Source organism: Nocardia sp. NPDC051750, assembly GCF_044453135.1.
Classification (GTDB): domain Bacteria; phylum Actinomycetota; class Actinomycetes; order Mycobacteriales; family Mycobacteriaceae; genus Nocardia.
The window spans coordinates 1,163,327-1,179,976 of record NZ_JBITCK010000002.1; the positions used below are offsets into that span (position 1 = coordinate 1,163,327).

General features: G+C 68.4%; 15 protein-coding genes. 5 read left to right on the forward strand and 10 right to left on the reverse strand.

Going from position 1 to position 16,650, the window contains the following annotated elements:
- Positions 1 to 149: 149 nt before the first annotated feature.
- The gene (locus tag ACIA75_RS12780; protein WP_397103098.1) at positions 150 to 764 is read right to left on the reverse strand and encodes a class I SAM-dependent methyltransferase; all 615 of its coding nucleotides are present in this window, start codon (positions 762 to 764) and stop codon (positions 150 to 152) included.
- Between the two features lie 87 nt (positions 765 to 851).
- Here ACIA75_RS12780 and ACIA75_RS12785 point away from each other — a divergent pair, with 87 nt between their 5' ends.
- The gene (locus ACIA75_RS12785) at positions 852 to 1,019 is read left to right on the forward strand and encodes a DUF4236 domain-containing protein (RefSeq protein WP_397103099.1); all 168 of its coding nucleotides are present in this window, start codon (positions 852 to 854) and stop codon (positions 1,017 to 1,019) included.
- Positions 1,020 to 1,038: 19 nt separating this feature from the next.
- Here the strand turns inward: ACIA75_RS12785 and ACIA75_RS12790 are convergent, their stop codons facing one another.
- The 5 genes from ACIA75_RS12790 to ACIA75_RS12810 form a co-directional block, all read right to left on the reverse strand.
- Positions 1,039 to 1,539, reverse strand: coding sequence for a hypothetical protein (locus ACIA75_RS12790; RefSeq protein ID WP_397103101.1), 501 nt, complete (start codon positions 1,537 to 1,539; stop codon positions 1,039 to 1,041).
- An 81-nt stretch (positions 1,540 to 1,620) separates the two neighbouring features.
- On the reverse strand, positions 1,621 to 2,346 hold the full coding sequence (locus ACIA75_RS12795) for an amino acid ABC transporter ATP-binding protein (RefSeq protein WP_397103103.1): 726 nt from the start codon (positions 2,344 to 2,346) through the stop codon (positions 1,621 to 1,623).
- A gap of 3 nt (positions 2,347 to 2,349) precedes the next feature.
- Positions 2,350 to 4,146: an ABC transporter substrate-binding protein/permease gene (locus ACIA75_RS12800; RefSeq protein WP_397103105.1), complete on the reverse strand. Its 1,797-nt coding sequence runs from the start codon at positions 4,144 to 4,146 to the stop codon at positions 2,350 to 2,352.
- 111 nt (positions 4,147 to 4,257) lie between these two features.
- Complete coding sequence (locus ACIA75_RS12805; protein WP_397103107.1) at positions 4,258 to 5,301, reverse strand: phosphotriesterase; 1,044 nt, start codon at positions 5,299 to 5,301, stop codon at positions 4,258 to 4,260.
- A gap of 257 nt (positions 5,302 to 5,558) precedes the next feature.
- A complete protein-coding gene (locus tag ACIA75_RS12810; protein ID WP_397103109.1) occupies positions 5,559 to 6,830 on the reverse strand; it encodes a PucR family transcriptional regulator in 1,272 nt (423 codons plus the stop codon).
- Between the two features lie 210 nt (positions 6,831 to 7,040).
- Between ACIA75_RS12810 and ACIA75_RS12815 the strand changes: the two genes are divergently transcribed.
- Positions 7,041 to 7,592: a hypothetical protein gene (locus ACIA75_RS12815; RefSeq protein ID WP_397103111.1), complete on the forward strand. Its 552-nt coding sequence runs from the start codon at positions 7,041 to 7,043 to the stop codon at positions 7,590 to 7,592.
- A gap of 13 nt (positions 7,593 to 7,605) precedes the next feature.
- Here the strand turns inward: ACIA75_RS12815 and ACIA75_RS12820 are convergent, their stop codons facing one another.
- The gene (locus tag ACIA75_RS12820) at positions 7,606 to 8,466 is read right to left on the reverse strand and encodes a helix-turn-helix domain-containing GNAT family N-acetyltransferase (RefSeq protein ID WP_397103113.1); all 861 of its coding nucleotides are present in this window, start codon (positions 8,464 to 8,466) and stop codon (positions 7,606 to 7,608) included.
- A 599-nt stretch (positions 8,467 to 9,065) separates the two neighbouring features.
- On the opposite strand from ACIA75_RS12820, the gene ACIA75_RS12825 reads away from it, so the two are divergent.
- The gene (locus ACIA75_RS12825) at positions 9,066 to 10,289 is read left to right on the forward strand and encodes a serine hydrolase domain-containing protein (protein ID WP_397103115.1); all 1,224 of its coding nucleotides are present in this window, start codon (positions 9,066 to 9,068) and stop codon (positions 10,287 to 10,289) included.
- Positions 10,290 to 10,293: 4 nt separating this feature from the next.
- Here the strand turns inward: ACIA75_RS12825 and ilvA are convergent, their stop codons facing one another.
- Complete coding sequence (gene ilvA / locus ACIA75_RS12830) at positions 10,294 to 11,649, reverse strand: threonine ammonia-lyase IlvA (protein ID WP_397103117.1); 1,356 nt, start codon at positions 11,647 to 11,649, stop codon at positions 10,294 to 10,296.
- Between the two features lie 83 nt (positions 11,650 to 11,732).
- On the reverse strand, positions 11,733 to 12,167 hold the full coding sequence (locus ACIA75_RS12835; protein ID WP_397103119.1) for a nitroreductase family deazaflavin-dependent oxidoreductase: 435 nt from the start codon (positions 12,165 to 12,167) through the stop codon (positions 11,733 to 11,735).
- Positions 12,168 to 12,370: 203 nt separating this feature from the next.
- On the opposite strand from ACIA75_RS12835, the gene ACIA75_RS12840 reads away from it, so the two are divergent.
- Both ACIA75_RS12840 and ACIA75_RS12845 read left to right on the forward strand, forming a co-directional pair.
- The gene (locus tag ACIA75_RS12840; RefSeq protein WP_397103121.1) at positions 12,371 to 12,598 is read left to right on the forward strand and encodes a hypothetical protein; all 228 of its coding nucleotides are present in this window, start codon (positions 12,371 to 12,373) and stop codon (positions 12,596 to 12,598) included.
- Between the two features lie 126 nt (positions 12,599 to 12,724).
- Positions 12,725 to 14,125, forward strand: a complete 1,401-nt coding sequence (locus ACIA75_RS12845) for an amidase (RefSeq protein ID WP_397103123.1) — start codon at positions 12,725 to 12,727, stop codon at positions 14,123 to 14,125.
- A gap of 24 nt (positions 14,126 to 14,149) precedes the next feature.
- On the opposite strand, the gene treY is transcribed toward ACIA75_RS12845, so the two are convergent.
- A complete protein-coding gene (gene treY / locus ACIA75_RS12850) occupies positions 14,150 to 16,552 on the reverse strand; it encodes a malto-oligosyltrehalose synthase (RefSeq protein ID WP_397103124.1) in 2,403 nt (800 codons plus the stop codon).
- Positions 16,553 to 16,650 lie beyond the last annotated feature (98 nt).

Sequence of the window (16,650 nt, forward strand, 5' to 3'; positions counted from 1 at the left end):
GGCTGCCTGGGTGGCCGCGCGATCCTCAGTGCCCGTCGGGTCGACCTTCCTGTTGTCGCGTCGGGTTCTTTCTACCTTCGACGCGCCCGATCACCCAATGGTTCCGTTCCGGCGTACCTCCGGGTCCGCTCCGGCCGTGCGCGGTGTGTTCAGCGAGCGACGGCGACACCGAGTGACTGGCTGTCGATGAACGCCGGTCCTTCCCCCGTGAAAATATCCAGTTCGCGGATCTCCAAGCCGGCGGCGCGGATGATGCCGGGGATATTGCGATCGAGATGGCATCCACCCGCGAGGCGCTGCTGGATCGGGTCGAGCCGGTGCTGCCAGCGCTGGACCGCGGGGTCGGGGGAGAGTCCGTGTTCGACGAAATGCACGGTGCCGCCGGGGACCAGGACGCGCCGTAGCTCGGCGAGGGCGGCGTCGATATCGGGGATGGTGCACATGGTCCAGGTCGACAGCGCGGTATCGAAACTGTCGGCCGGGAACGGCAACCGCTGACCGTCCAGGCCGGCGCGTTCGACGGAGACCCGGGCTCCGGCCAGCCGCCGGGCCGCCAGCTTCCACCCGAGATCGGCGGGTTCGACGGCGCTCACCGAGGTGACGGCGGCCGGATAGAACGGCACGTTCAGACCGGAGCCGAAGCCGAGTTCGAGCACGCGACCGGACAGCCCCGCGCACACCCGCTCGCGCAGCGGCTCGTTCACCTTCATCCCGCAGGCCACGTTCACGATGCGGGGAACGATATGGTCCCGGTAGATTCCCACGCCCTCCACTCTGGCACCCGGCGGGATCGAAAGCCATGGGTGAACACCCGGATCCGCTATCCTGGGGCCGAGTCAGGGAGGCCGGTCATGCCCATCAGGTTCCGTAAACGCACATCCTTCGGACCACTGAAATTCAATTACACCCAATCGGGTCTGTCGTCCTGGGGGATAAAGATCGGCCCGTGGTCGTGGAACTCCCGGACCAGGAAGAACAGCGTCGACCTGCCCGGACCGCTGAGCTGGCGGCAACGCTGAACCCGGGCTGCCGCGAAGATCAGAGCGGCCGCAGTTCGATCACCGCACCGCCCTGCTGCCAGGCCTGATAGATATCCGCCTTGTTCGGATTGCCGGCCGCGTCGAAGCCGATGCCGTTGTAGCAGGCGTTCTGCTTGTTGTCCCGGGCGATGACCTCGAACAACCGCATCACCTCCGCCTCGGCGGTGTGCACGAGCGGATCGAACTGTTCGGGCCGGCCGCCGCGGGTGATGGTCAGTGGTGTGCCGGGAGCCAGGTTCTTCACCCAGGGGCGCAGTGCGGTGCCGATCAGCAGCACCGAGCCATGTTTCGTATAGGCCACCGGGATATCGAAGGTCCGGCCGGTTTTCCGGCCCACCACGTGCAAGGTCATCAGGCGTTTGCCCACCAGCTTCGACAGCCCCGGCACCCGCAGCAACGTCCGGACGATCCGGTTGGTTCGCTCCTGGGATTCGCCGGGCTGCTCGGGTCCGGTGGTGCTGGGCGTCCCGTAGGGGTTGTCCTTCTTCTCCTCGCTCATGGCCCCAGTATCGGCCGTTCCGTTGCGCCGGACCACCGGGGACCCGAGCCGTGCCGTGGCAGATGATTCGGTTCTTCGCGGTTACAGCACTTGATCGAGGAAGCGGCGTAAGCGCGGCGTGCCGGCATTGTCGAAAAGGTCGTCGGGACTGCCCGATTCCACGACCTGGCCGGCGTCCATGAACACCACATGATCGGAAACACTGCGCGCGAAACCCATTTCGTGGGTGACCACGATCATCGACATACCGCCCGCGGCGAGTTCCGACATCAAGGCCAGCACACCCTTGACCAGTTCCGGGTCCAGCGCCGACGTGGCTTCGTCGAAGAACATGATGTCGGGTTTCATGGCGAGCGCGCGGGCGATCGCCACCCGCTGTTGTTGTCCGCCGGACAGATTGGTGGGCCGGGAATCGGCCTTCCCGGTGAGGCCGACGATATCGAGCTGTTCCAGCGCCAGCGCGCGGGACTCCTCCTTGCTCAGCCCGCGCAGTTTGCGCGGCCCCATCGCGATATTGTCGGCCACCGTGCGGTGGGGGAACAGGTTGAACTGCTGGAAGACCATACCGATCCGCTGACGCAGCCGGTCCGGATTCTCGGTGAGGACCGATTCGCCGTCGATCAAAATATCGCCGGCGTCCGGCTCGTAGAGCCGGTTGAGGACGCGCAACAGCGTGGATTTGCCCGAACCGGACGGACCGATCACGGTGGTGGTCTTACCGGCCTCGACATGGATATCCACACCCCGCAGGATCTGGTTGTGGCCCAGCCGCAGCTCCAGTCCGGTACCGGTCAGTGAGGCGCTCATCGGTTACCCACGCCCTTCCGTGATGGTCTGCTGCTCGACGGGGTCGATCGGCTGGTCCGGCCGCCCGGTGCGCATCCGGCGGTCGATGTAGTTCACCAGGTGCGTCAGCGGAATGGTCAGCAGGAGGTACACCAGACCCGCCGCGACCAGCGGGGACAGATTCCCGGTCTGCGCGTTCAGGTCCCGTCCCACGGCGAACAGTTCGCGCTGGGTCGCCAGCAGGCCCAGGAAGTAGATCAGCGAGGAATCCTTGATCAACGCGATGAACTGGTTCATCAGGGCGGGCAGCACCCGCCGCACCCCCTGCGGGATCACCACCAGCGTCATCGCCTGCCGGTAGCCGAACCCGATCGCGCGCGCGGCCTCGAGCTGGCCGGGCTCCACCGATTGGATACCGGAGCGGAAGATCTCCCCGATATAAGCCGAGGCGAGCAGTGCCAGCGCCACCGCGCCCAGCCAGTACGGGTTGTTGCCGGTGATTCCGCCGACCACCGGCCCGATACCGAGACCGATGATCAGGATGATGACCACCGCGGGCAGCCCGCGGAAGATATCGGTGTAGACGCGGGCCGGCCAGCGCAGCCACCGGGTCCGCGAGATCCCGGCGACAGCCAGCAGCATGCCGATGACGGTGCCCAGCACCCCGGAGACCACCGCCAGGATCAGGGTATTGGGCAGACCGGTCTTGAACAGGTCGGGAAACGCCTGCCGGTACAGCGACCAGTCGAAGAAGGTGTCGCGCAACTGTTCCAGAGTCGATTTCGGTGCCTGCCGGGTCTGCTCCTGCGGTCCGCGTTCGGCGGCGAGCGCCGCGAAATCCGGCAGCTGCGGGGCGGGCGCGGCCTTGGACCCGGGTTTCCAGCCGGGCGGCAGTTCCCGCGGCACCCAGTCGCTGTAGAGGCGCGCGTAGGTGCCGTCGGCGATCACCGCGTCCAAGCCGGCGTTGAGCGCGTCGATCAACGGCTGGTTGTTCTTCGCGACCGCCCAGGCGGCGAAATTGTCCAGGCTGAACGAATTTTCCACTACGGAGGTGGCGTCACCGGGCGCGATCGCACCCTCGGCCTGCGCGGACGGGGCGACCCAGGCGTCGACCTGGCCGGTTTTCACATTCGCGTAGGCCGTGTTGTAGTCGGGGAATTTCACCGGGTCCAGGCCCAGTTCGTTCACCACGTACTCGTCCTGCACGGTGCCCTGCACCACGGCGACCCGCGATCCGGGGCCCAGATCGCCGAATCCGCCTACCGGGCTTCCGTCCTTGACGACCAGTGAGAAGTAGCCGAAATCGTAGCCGTTGGTGAATCCGACCTGCTGACGTCGCGCGTCGGTGGTGGTGATGTTGGACGAGCCGACATCGAACCGCTTACCCGCCACCTGGGCCAGGAGTCCGGCGAATTCGGTGCCGGAGAACTGCACCTGCAATCCGAGCTTCGCCGCCACCGCCCGCAGCAGTTCGTTGTCGAATCCGGTGAAGGAACCGGCGGAATTCACGCAGATACTGGGCGGTGCGTCCGAGAGTGTGCCCACGCTCAGCACGCCTGGCCGGATCAGTCCCAGGCGGGAAATATCCACCGACTCGACGGGGGCGGCGGACGGGGTGGTGAACCGATCCTCGGACCCGCCGCCGGGCGCGCTCAGTCGCTCCGGCGCCGCCGAGGCCGCTTCGGGTCCGGGCGGCGCGCACAGATCACGGGCGGCGGTGTCTCCGCTGCCGCCACCACCGCAGGCCGTGGCCAGCAGGGCCACGGCGCACAGCAGCGCCGCGAGCAGCGCACGGGATCGCGGGGCGGGCAGTCGGGCCATGATCGACAACCCTAAACCCCGATCCGGCCGGGACCGGACACCGCCGCTGGTTCGCCCGGTGCGCCGTGCTGTGCCGCTCGAGCACGAGCGAACACCCTGCGGTGACGCTGCTCAGCGTGCGCTGAACAGCCGGCCGGGGGAACTGATCGTCGTGTACATCGAGGGGATCGGTGCCGGGCGGCCTTCGAAGAACGCCCGCGGCACGTCCACGAGCATCATGTCTATCTGCCGCTGCTCGATACCGCGGTCGAGCAGGTAGGGAAAGACGTCGTCGAACAGGTGGGTGTAGTGCCACTGCGGCAGGACCGCCTCGCGCACGGCCGGTTCCATCCAGTCGATATAGCAGTTGGCGTCCTGCGACAGGACCATCCGGCCGGTGTACCCGCGGCGCACCATTTCGATGAGCGTATCGGCGCGGGCCTCGAACGGGGTGTCGAGATTGAGCCCGAAGCGGTCCATACCCAGGACGAAACCGGCGTCTCCGAGAGCGGTCAGGTACTCCAGGTCCGTGGTGTCGCCGCTGTGGGCCAGCACGATGCGGCCGGGATCGACCCCTTCCTCCACACACATGACCCGTTTGACCTCGAGACCGGACCCGGAGTCGGCGTGCGTGTGCACGGTGATCGGCACCCCTGTCTCGTGGTGGGCCCGCGCGACCGCGCGCATCACCCGCTCCACACCGAGGGTGATCCCCGGGGCATCGACCGCGCATTTGAGCATGCCCGCCTTGACGCCGGTGCCGCCGATACCGTCGCGGATATCGCTGACGAACATCTCGACCAAGGGATCGGTGCCCTTCCCGCCCAGCCGATCCGGCGCCGGGCCGCGATGCCGGAGGTAGAACGGCAGGTCGTTGTAGGTGTACAGCCCCGTCGCGACCACCAGCTGCAGCGGAACCCGCTCGGCGATCCGGGCGATCCGGGGGATGTAGCGGCCCATACCCACCACTGTGGGGTCCACGATGGTGCGGACACCCGCCTCGTAGGCGACGGTCAACCGGCGCACGGCGTCGTCGACCCGCGCGTCCTCCGAACCCCATTCGGCCGAATAGTTCTGCTGCATATCGCTGCTGAGGACGAAAACGTGTTCGTGCATGAGGGTGACACCGAGGTCGGCAGTATCGACGGCGCCGCGGACGGTGTGGATCGAGGGCACAGCGAGCTCCTGGGTCGGACAGGACGGGGTGCGCGAATGCACCCCGCGGGCGGGGGATTCGAGTCGCGGCAAGACCGGTATGTGGTGTGGGTGATGGCCGGACCGGGCAACAATGGGCCGGTCGGCCGGATAACCGACCATACGGCGGGGACGATCGGGCAGACCATATTCCGGGGGCATGAAAGGTTGCCGGGCATTTGTGCGCACTGCACGATTCCGGCCCCGTTGGTGACCCGCGTGGCCGGATCGAGCGGTGCTCAGCGGTGTGCCGCGTCCGGGAGCAATACCGCGGCCCCGAGCCGGTGCGTCGCTTGAAGCGCCAGCCGCAGATGCAGATCGCCGTCCTGGGTGTGGTGGGAGCCGACCAGGTTCAGTGCCTGCCGGACGCGGTATTGCACGGTGTTGCGATGGACCGCCAGCTCCTGTGCGGCCGCCGCGTAACTGTTGTTGCGGGCCAGGAAAACGCGCAGAGTGTCGCGCAACCACAGGTTGCGCTGGTTGTCCACGGCGAGGGCACCGAGTTGCTCGGCGACGAATTCCCGCAGCGTCTCGATATCGCCCGCCATCAGCGCGGTGGCCGCCACATCGGCATAGGAGATCACGCGTTCGCCGCCGGGCCCGCCGAGCTGCGCTATCCGGCGGGCCCGCGCGGCCTGACCGGCCGCCTGCCGGAACCCGGTCACCCCCGCGGCGCAGCCACTGATCGCCATGCGGACCGGCAGCTCCCGCTCGGCCAGTACCCGTTCGATCGCGCGGGCATCGACGGTGATCGCGCGGGGGACCGAGAACCACAACCGGGCCTCGTGCTCGTCCACCGGGACCAGCAGGGTCCGGTGGACGCGCCCGAACAGACCCGCCAGCGCGGTCCGGAGCTGATCGAGCACATCTGCCGCGGTGGCGGTGCCGACCTGCGGATCGGTCCACGCGGTGGCGGCGAGATGGTGGCCGGTCAGCGGGTACTGCAGGGCCCGTTCCGCCTCCCCGATATCGACGGCCGCGCCGTCGAGCAGCCGGTTCACCCAGCGCTGCCGCAAGCCGCCCCGGCTGCCGACCCAGCGTTCGTGTTCCTGCTCGTGGGCGACGCCGACCTGCTCGCAGACCTGGTCGATATAGGTCGAGGTGCGATGGACGATGCGCATGATCACCGCGGCGGTGTCCGCCCCACCGAATTCGACCGCATACCGCATGGCGACGTCGAGAAAACCGGTCTGTCCGATCCGGTACGCGCGGATCAGGGCGGAGGCCGGGATATCGTTGCGGGCCAGTGCGCGGGCGGAGGTGAGGGCCCGCTCCGGAGCGCGGACCTCTGCCTCGTCCGCCCCGTTCCGGAGGAATTCGAGGACCGCCGACACATTGTCGCTCGTACTGGCGTCCGCCAGTTCGCGCAGCCGGGCGTCCTGCCCCAGGACCCGGACCCGGGCCCGGATCTCCGTCGACAGGTGCCGGACCAGTTCATCGCGTTCGTCGAGGATCGTCTGTGCGATCCGTTCGACCACGTCGACCTCGGATCCGTTACCCGCGTGCGCCACAGTGTCATCATCGCGTGCGCGGGGCGCGACGGCAGCGCCATCACACGATCCGTCGTGGGGCCCCCGAGGAGACGCGGCCCGGTCGAGCACCACCCGGTCATCCGCTGTGCGGAGCGCGCGGTGCGGATAGAGTTGGCGGGCAGGCGGGGGCCGGGTACGGACCGCGCGCGGCGGTGTTGTTGCAGGATCGACTCGGCACGGGGCAGTTGTATGAAGATTCCCGCCGGTGCGCCCGGGTGGTACGACGCGTGTACCCCGGAGGAACGCGCCAGTACGGTCGCGCTGGCGGCCTCCCGATGGAAATGGTCGGTGGTGTGGGCATCCCTGGCGTTCGCCGGCGTGGCGCTGGCCGCCTGTGTCGCGGTCAGCGGGTGGCTACCGGTGCCCTGGCCGGTGACCGGCGTTCCGCGCGGGGCGCTGGGCATCGCGATCTGCGCCCTGCTGCTCGATCTGGCCGTGCTGATTCCGAACAGTATGGCGTGGTCGCGGGTGGGCCGGGTGTTCTCCGGCGCCGCCCCGGAATCGGTGGTGCGTCCGTTCCGGTGGCTGCGCTGGCTGCCGACCTCGCTGGTCTCACTGTTCGGCACGGTCGCGATGCTGGTGGCGGGGGTTTTCCCGCTCGCCGCGCTGGGCGAGGGCGGTGTGCGCGGGGTGTCTTTCACCGGGTGGCTCACTGCCGTGGTGGCGGTGCTGTGTGTGACCTGCGGACTGTCGACGTTGTGGTTGAAGGTGATTCTCCGGCCCGTCCGGACGGGCCCCTGAGCGAGTTCGCCGGTCAGTTGAGCGGGCTGCGGCGTTCCAGCAGCACCGCGTCGCGCCAGCGGCCTTCGAAGCGGCCGATCCGTTCCCGGATGCCGACCGTGCGGAACCCGGCCGCGTGATGGACCGAGATGGCGGTCCGATCTTCGGGAAACAAGGTGGTCTGCAGCGTGCGCAGACCCGCTTCTTCGGCCGCGGTGACCTGGCGGCGCAGCAGCGCGGTACCGAGGCCCCGGCCCTCCAGTTCATCGGCGACCATCATGCAGCTGTCGGCGATATCGCGGTAGAACTCATGGCCGGATACCGGGGTGAGAGCGGCCCATCCGACGACCCGGCCGCCGCTTTCGGCGACCCAGCGGTGGTCCGGCAGCCACTGCTCGTCCAGGACCTCGCGGCTGGGGGCGTCGGTGGCGAAGACCGCGGGGTACACGGAGCCGCGGGCGGCGAAGATGGCCCGGATCGGGGCCCAGTCGTCGGCGGTCATCGCGCGGACCGTCACATCGCCGGGTAGATCGTCGGGGCAGGGCGGTTGCGGGGTGAGGATGCCCATGACCGCGTCGGCGGTATGGGGGAGTTCGGTGCACCGGTGCGGGTTGACGGTGACGAGTGTGGCGGTGCCCTCTTTGTGCACAGTGACGAAACCGGCGTCGGTGAGTTTGCGGACGTGATGGGACACGGTCGGCTGACCGATACCGAGTGCTTCGGCGATTTCGCCGATATGGATTCCGGCGGGGCTCGTGGCGACCTGGTGCAGCAAGCGAACCCGGGTGGGGTCGGCCAAGCAGGAAAACCAGCCGGCGTAGAGGGTCGCGTCGGCGACCGGGAGCGCATCGTCGCGCACCTGGTCCCGCACGATCGGCGGTCCCAATGAGGTCATGCGGCCCACTATATCCAGGGAAATATCCGTTTCGAGAAATATGCCGTTCGGGAGGTTTATCGAGTGTCTTCGATATTTCCGGGAGAAAACTTTCCGGGACCTTTTCGCCGCCTCGCGGTGACAATTTCGTTTCCTCGATCGGGAATTATCTCTTTCTCGGGGTCATGGCGCCGAGCGGCGTGGACCTCGCGGTGACCTCGGGGCAGCACACGGTATCGGGGATTCCGCTGCTGGGAAAGTGGCGTAGGGCGTTGCTCCGCCGATCGAGGTGGAATCGGCCGGTTCGGCCGCGATGTGCGGCCGAGTGCAGGTGAAATGGGGGAATGGAGAATAGTGCGTCGTCGGCCTGGAATTCGTGAACGGGCTGCTTTTCCTTTCCGCTGCCCGGTATGGCCGGCGCCGGGACCGGGAGAGGTGGATCTCCGGCGGGTCTCCGGTGGCGGCGCCGAGTGTCCCGGACAATTACATTCGCGTATAGCACGGAGCCACGGACTGCTGAGCTCACCGGATGTCGCGAACGAGGGTGCGTTCGGCCCTCACGCCGGTTACCGTCCGGGACGCCGTTGCCGGAACGTGCCATGTGACCTTACTGTGTAAGGATGAGCAGCGTCGCTTATTCCGGCACCGCCGGAGCAGAGTTTCGGCGGCTGACGTCCGCCTTCACCCGGGTCTACGGTGGCCGGAAGGGTGTCGGCGCGTCGCTGGCCGTCTATCGGCACGGGGAACCGATTCTGGATATCTGGACTGGGGAATCCGCGCCCGAGCGGGCGTGGACCCGCGATACCGGTGCCATGGTCTTTTCGGCGACCAAGGCGATCGCGTCCACGGTCGTGCACCGGCTCGCCGACCGCGGGCTGATCGATTACGATGCCCCCGTCGCCGAATACTGGCCCGAGTTCGGGTGCAACAAAAAAGATTGCATCACCGTCCGGCAGATCCTCACGCATTCGGCGGGGTTGTCGGGTGTGGGCACACTGGCCGCGCACGGGTCGGAACTGCTCGATCACGAACTCATGGCGCAGCGGCTGGCCGCCGCGACCCCCGACCGGCTGCTCGGCGTCCCCGCCTACCATGCGATGACCTACGGCTGGCTGCTTGCCGGACTGACCCGGGCCATCACCGGGGCCAGTATGAAGGAGCTGTTCGCACAGGAAGTCGCGGAACCGCTCGGTATCGAGGGTATCTACCTGGGCCGGCCGCCCGCGGGATCGCTGACCTTGGCCGCGGAAAGTTTCGGGACCGGGTTCGCCTTCGCCGGCACCCCGCGCGGAGCCCGGCTGGTCACCTTGTTGCAGAGCATCCCCGGCGTCCTCGGGGTGAGCAGCCGTTCGATGTTCATCCCGGGCGCGGAAGCCATTCTCGCCGGCCCGAACCCGCCGGTACTGGACAGCGAGATGCCCGCAGCCAACGGTGTGTGCACGGCCAACGGCCTCGCCGCCATGTACGAGCCGCTGGCCTGTGACGGTATGGCGGGTGGGCAGCGGTACCTGTCCGGGGCCACCATGCAGGCGATTCGCCGGATCGAACGGTACCGGCCGGATACCGGGCTCTTCCTCTACATGGGGCCGCTGTGGCATCTGGGCTACCACTCGATGCCGACCGTGGGCGCGCCGCGCGGCTTCGGCCATATCGGTCTGGGCGGCTCGTTCGGCTGGGCCGATCCGGACAGCGGGATCTCGGTCGGGTTCACGCACAACCGGCTGTCGCTGGACATGCTGGCCCTCGATCAGCCCGCCTTCGCCTGGCTGCTCCCGCTGGTGATGGCGGGCGCCCGGTCCGCCCGCCGGATCGCCCGCAGCGCGCCCCGGGAGGCCGCGGCCTGACCGGTCAGGTCAGGTAGCGGTAGGCCGGCGAGCCCGGTTCCAGCCGTTCGCACTGGATCGGCGACCGGGCGATCCGGTCCAGCAGTGGCTGCAGTCCGGTGCGTTCGCCCAGTTCCACACCCACCAGCGCGGCACCGGTTTCCCGGTTGTTGCGTTTGACGTATTCGAACAGCGTGATGTCGTCGTCGGGGCCGAGCACCTCGTCCAGGAACCGGCGCAGCGCACCGGGTTCCTGTGGGAAGTCCACCAGGAAGTAGTGCTTGAGACCCTGGTGCACGAGCGACCGTTCGATCACCTCGCCGTAGCGCGAGACATCGTTGTTGCCGCCGGAGACCAGGCACACCACCGTGGACCCGGGTTCCGGGGCCGCCTCGAGCAGGGCGGTCACCGCGAGCGCGCCGGCCGGTTCGGCGATGATCCCCTCGTTCTGGTACAGGCCCAGCATGGCCGTGCACACGGCGCCCTCGTCGACCCGCAGCAGCCGGAACGCTCCCGCACCGTGCGGGGATTCGGTGGCGGTGAGCAGCGGCAGCGAGGCATGGGTGACGACTCTGCCGCCGAATTCCGAGACCGCGTCGAAGGGGACCTTGCCGATCCGGCGTACCGCCGCGCCGTCGACGAACGGGTCGATGGTGGGCAGCGTGACCGGTGAGCCCGCGACCAGCGCCGCGGTCAGCGACGCGGCCCCGGCCGGTTCGACACCGAGGATCCCCGTCTGCGGCGAACGCTCGCGCAGGTAGGTGCCGATTCCGGCGAGGCATCCGCCGCCGCCGACCGGAACGACCACCAGATCGGGCGGCGTCTCGAGCTGGTCCAGGATCTCCGCCGCGATGGTGCCTTGACCCGCCGCGGTGCGGGTGTCGTCGAACGGGGGCACCATGGTGGCGCCGGTGCGCCGGACATCGGCGGCGGCCGCCGCGGCGGCGGCGTCGAAGGTTTCGCCGACCGCGATGAGCTCGACGAATTCGCCGCCGTGGACCCGGATGCGGTCGCGCTTCTGTTTGGGGGTGGTGGTCGGGACATAGATCCGGCCGGTGATTCCCATCGCCCGGCAGGCGAATGCCACGCCCTGGGCGTGATTGCCGGCGCTCGCGGTGACCACCCCGGCGGTCCGTTCGGGCTCGCTGAGCTGGATGACCACGTTGTAGGCGCCACGCAATTTATAGGACCGCACGACGGTGAGGTCCTCCCGCTTGAGATACACCTGCGCGCCGGTGAGCTGGGACAGCCGCGGGCAGAGTTGTAGCGGGGTCGGCTCGATAATTTCGGCGATGCGTTTGGCCGCGGCGTCGATCTCGTCCGCGGTCAGCGCGGGACGAGCTTCGGGCAGGTGGCTCAGCACATCGGACACCCGCTCCATGGTGCCACCCGCCGCCGCCGCGGACCGCGGCGGGTGGTCTGTACTGGGATTACGCTAACTTCGCCAGGGCTTCGCGGGCTAACTCAGCGTGGGGTCAGCACGAACACCGGGATCTGCCGGTCGGTCTCGAGCTGGTAATCGGCGTAGGGCGGGTAGGCGGCGACCGCCCGCTCCCACCAGATGGCCTTTTCTTCGCCGGATACCTCGCGGGCGGTGTAATCCTTGGTGACCGCGCCGTCCTGCAGTTCCACATGGGGGTGCGCGACCACGTTGTAGTACCAGACGGGATGCTTCGGCGCGCCGCCCAGGGAGGCGACGACCGCGTATTCGCCGTCGTGCTCGACCCGCATGAGGGCGGTCTTACGCAGCTTGCCGGACTTGTTCCCCACGGTCGTCAGCACCACGACGGGCATGCCCTGCAAGGTGGTGCCCTCGGTACCCCCCGAATTCTCGATCTTCTCGGCCTGCTCCCGGGCCCAATCGGAGGTGGACGGTGCATATTCTCCAGTCAATGGCATATCCCCCGAAACACCCCGGTGCCCGGTGATTGTTCCCGGAACAGGCCGGCCGGTTGTTCCGGCTCCCGGTGGGAAAGGGGTGCATCCGGATACTCCGCTGCACGGTTCGCCCTGGCCACCTGGTCGGCGAGTGCCCGTGATGTGTGTGCCGAAAGACAAAAGTTCGATGGACCGAACACCTGGTCTGCGGGTAGCCTGATCGCATGACCGCATCGCACACTCTCGATACCCGCGACGCCGTGCGCGCCGGGGCGGAGATCGATATCGCGGGGTCGCGCTGGCCGGTGTACAAACTGGAGGCGCTGGCAGCGGGGCTGCTGGCTCTCGTGGCCGCGGCGCTCGTACTCGGTTCGCCGCAGGCGGGGGTACTGCTCGGCGCCACGGTGGGCGCGGTGTTGTGGACGCTCGGCCGGTGGCGCGCCGCGCGATAGCGCGCGCAGGACCGGCGGTCCGCCTTCCGGGGGGTTGCGCTCGTACTACTCTGGGCCGAGCTGAACTTATGTCCAACTTGGTCCGGGTCGACAGTCCGGAGCCCCGACGTACACGCGAGCCGAGATATGAGCGATCGAGTACATGCCTTCACCGACGACGCGCTGGGCGACTGTGACGCCGTAGCGCTGGCGGAGCGGGTCCGGTCCGGTGCGGTGACTCCGGAAGAAGTGGCCGCGTCGGCACTCGCGAGGGCCGAGAAGGTCGATCCCCAGTTGCACGCGATCGCGCACCGCTGCCCGAGTCCGCGGCACCCGGCGCGCGATTCGGGGATCTGGTACGGAGTTCCGGCTTTCGTCAAGGACAATGCCGATGTGGCGGGTTTGCCGACCTGCCACGGCAGCGCCGCCATCACCCCGCATCCGGCGGGTAAGGACGACCGGTTCACCGCGCAACTGCTCAGTACCGGCGTGACCGTGCTCGGGAAGACAACCATGCCCGAGTTCGGTTTCACCTCCACCACGGAATTCGAGAGCGGCGATCCCACTCGCAACCCCTGGAACACCGAGTACACGGTCGGCGGCTCGTCGGGCGGATCGGCGGCCATGGTCGCCTCGGGTGTGGTTCCGGTGGCGCACGGTAACGACGGTGGCGGCTCGTTGCGGATCCCGGCGGCCTGCGCCGGGCTGTGGTCGTTGAAACCCAGCCGTTTCCGGCACCTGGACAATGCACAGGCGCGGCAGCTGCCGATCAAACTCGTCTCCGAAGGAGTGCTGACCCGCTCGGTACGCGATCAGGCCGCCTACCACGCGGCCGCCGAAAGCTATTGGCGCAACCCGAAACTCCCGCCCATCGGCACGGTGGAGGGTCCGTCGGACCGGAAACTGCGGATCGGGCTGCTCCTCACGGCGTGCAACGGACGCGAACCCGATGCCGAGACCGCCGCCGCGGTGCGGAGCACGGCCGAAATACTCGAAGCCGCAGGGCATTCCGTCGAACCCATGGCCTCGCCGGTGGCGCCGAGCCTGGTCGGGGATTTCCTGCGGTACTGGGGGTTCCTGGCGCAGATGTCGGGGGTCACCGGCAAATTCAGCCACGGCCGGAGCTTCGACGCCGCCCGTCTGGACGCCTTCACGAAAGGGCTCGCCGCGTCCTTCCGCCGGCAACTCCTGGCGACCCCGGGCGCGCTGTACCGGCTGAACAAGGCCCGCGCCGACTACGACGAGGTGCTCACCCGCTACGACGTGATCCTGTCCCCGGTGCTCACCCACACCACTCCCGAGCTCGGGTATCTGCGCCCGGGCGTGCCGTTCGACGAATTGCTGGAACGGGTCACGAATTTCGTGGGCTATACGCCGATCAACAATGTCACCGGCTCGCCGTCGATCGCGATTCCGGCGGGCCTCACCGACGCGGGCCTGCCCGTCGGGGTGATGCTCAGCGGTGCCTACGGCGACGAACGGACCCTGCTCGAACTGGCCTTTCTGCTGGAGGCGCAGCGGCCGGCGCCACGGATCACCGGAGCCTGACCGGCGGTCCCGGCGGGCCGGTGCTCAGCGCACCAGCAGCGCCACCGGCAGGCGGGCGAAGAGCTTTTCGGTGCGGGCGCGATTCTGGAAGGTGTGGCCGGTGAGCCGGTCGGTCCACGAACCGCCCGAGAGCTCGATATAGGTATCGCCCCAACCGGTTTCGCCGATCGCCACACTGTGCCGGGTCACCGCCACGATGATCTCCGGTTCCGCGCCGACCCGCCCGCGCCCGTAGGCCACCAGTTTGTCAGCGTGTTCGCCGTGTGCGAAAACGGGCGTGTAGGCACCGCCGACGAAACATTCCGGCCGCTCCCGGCGCAGCCAGAGCGCGTACGCCACCACCCACATCTTCGCGGCGCCGGTGATATCCAGCGGCGGGGTGGTGGTGAGGGTGTGCAACATCGCGGCCCGGGAGCCGAAATCCACTGGCCGGCGGTTGTCCGGGTCGACCAGGGAGTCCTCCCAGATCTCGCAACCCTGGTAGATGTCCGGGATGCCCGGCGCGCACAGCTGCAGCAGTTTCTGGCCCAGCGAATCCGACCAGGCGTGCGGTGCGAGATCGTGGGCGAGATCGGTGAGCTGGCGGCCCACCGGCCCGTCGATGACCTGGTCCAGCCAGGTGTGGACGGCGTTCTCGAAATCCAGGTCGGGTTCTTCCCAGGCGGTGTGCAGGCCGGATTCCCGCATCGCCTTCTCGGCGAACCGGTGCACCCGGTCGCGCAGCCCGGGCACGGACGAGGGCGGCCGGCCGTCGGCGGGCCACATCCCGAACATGTTCTGCAGCAGGAAGAGCGCGGTCGCGCCGTCGGGCGGGGGGAGTTTCTCCAGCCACAGGGTCACCGCGCGGGCCCACATCCGCGGAACCTGGGACAGGACACCGATCCGGGCCCGGACATCCTCGCCGCGTTTGGTGTCGTGGGTGGACAGCGTGGTCATCGAGGCCGGCCAGCGCAGCGCCCGCGAGGCGTTCCCGAGATGGAATTCGTTGACCGTGCGACCGAACCGGGCCGGGTTCCCGCCCAGTTCCTGCAGCGAGACCAGCCGCACCGCCCGGTAGAAGAGGATGTCCTCCACGGCTTTCGCACCGATTGCCGTGCTCACCTGATGGAACCGGGTCCACGCGGCACCGCCCCGGGTGATCGCAGTGACCAGCACGGACAGCGGCACCCGCAGTTCGGCATTGCGCTTTTCGACCTCGGCCAGGACCGCGCTGATCATCCCGGCCAGCGGTGTGTAATCGGCCCGGGCCACGGGCAGGAACGACAGCACCTCGATCGTGGCGTTGGTGAGCGCCATCGTGTCGAAATCCTGGGCGCCGGCGTCGTGTTTGATCGCGGCGACCAACCGGCGGACCTCCGGCAGCAGAATACTTTCGGCCACCGCGCGTTTGATGCGGTGCTCTTTCTCCCCGACCCACACCCGGTCGCTGCCGTGGCCGGTGATATGCCGCGACAGTTCGGTGAGGATCTGTTCCCCGGCGGGTTCGAGCAGGACACCACCGAAATCGGCGAGGGTGTCGTACCCGGTGGTGCCGTCGATCGGCAGGGTGGGGTCGAGAGGTTCGCGGTTCGCGAGCGTCTTCTCCACCAGCAGCAGGCGATTCGGCCCGATCAGCGCGCGCAGCCGCTGCAGATACTCGGTCGGATCGGACAGTCCGTCGGGGTGGTCCACCCGGACGCCGTCGATCAGATCGTGTTCGCACCAGGCCGCCAGTTCGCTGTGGGTGGCCTCGAAAACGTGCGGGTCCTCCTGGCGCAACGCGGCCAGTCCGTCGATCGCCAGGTAGCGGCGGTAACCGCAGATCCCGGATTTCCGGCTGACCAGCCGATAGTGCTGTTTGTCGTGAATGCGCAGGGCGTTGTCGCCGTCGGTGCCGGGCGCGATCGGGAAACGCAGTTCGTGCAGGGCCAGCAGCGGTTCGGGGCCGGACCGGTCGACGCTGAGCGCGGCCGGATCGTTCTCGCCGCGCAGTACCGGGAGCGCCAGGCGCCCGCCGACACCGTTACCCGGACTCCAGTCGATATCGAAGAACGTCGCGAACTGCGATTTCCGACCGTACTGCAGCACATGCCACCACCACGGGTTCTGCTGCGGATCCGCGACCCCCACATGGTTGGGCACCAGGTCCATGAGCAGTCCCATGCCGCGGTTGCGGACCTCGTCCGCCAGGGCCTTCAGGCCGACCGGGCCGCCGAGGGCGGGGGACACGGTGGTGGGGTCGGTGACGTCGTATCCGTGGGTCGAACCGCGCACGGCCGTCATCACCGGCGACAGATACACATGCGACACCCCGAGTTGCTGGAGATACTCCGCGATGGCCGCGGCCTGAGCGAAGGTGAGTCCGTCCGGTCGCAGCTGTAGCCGGTAGGTGCTGCGGACCGGAGTGAGGCGCGGAGTGGGGCGGAAGCGCGGCGGGTCTGCGGGCATACGGTTCTCGGTCGGGTCCTGAGGTGGCGCGGCGGACGGGTTCGGGCCGCGACTGCTGGGGTGCAGTGCGGTGGCGTGGGTCAGCGCGGATGGTAGGC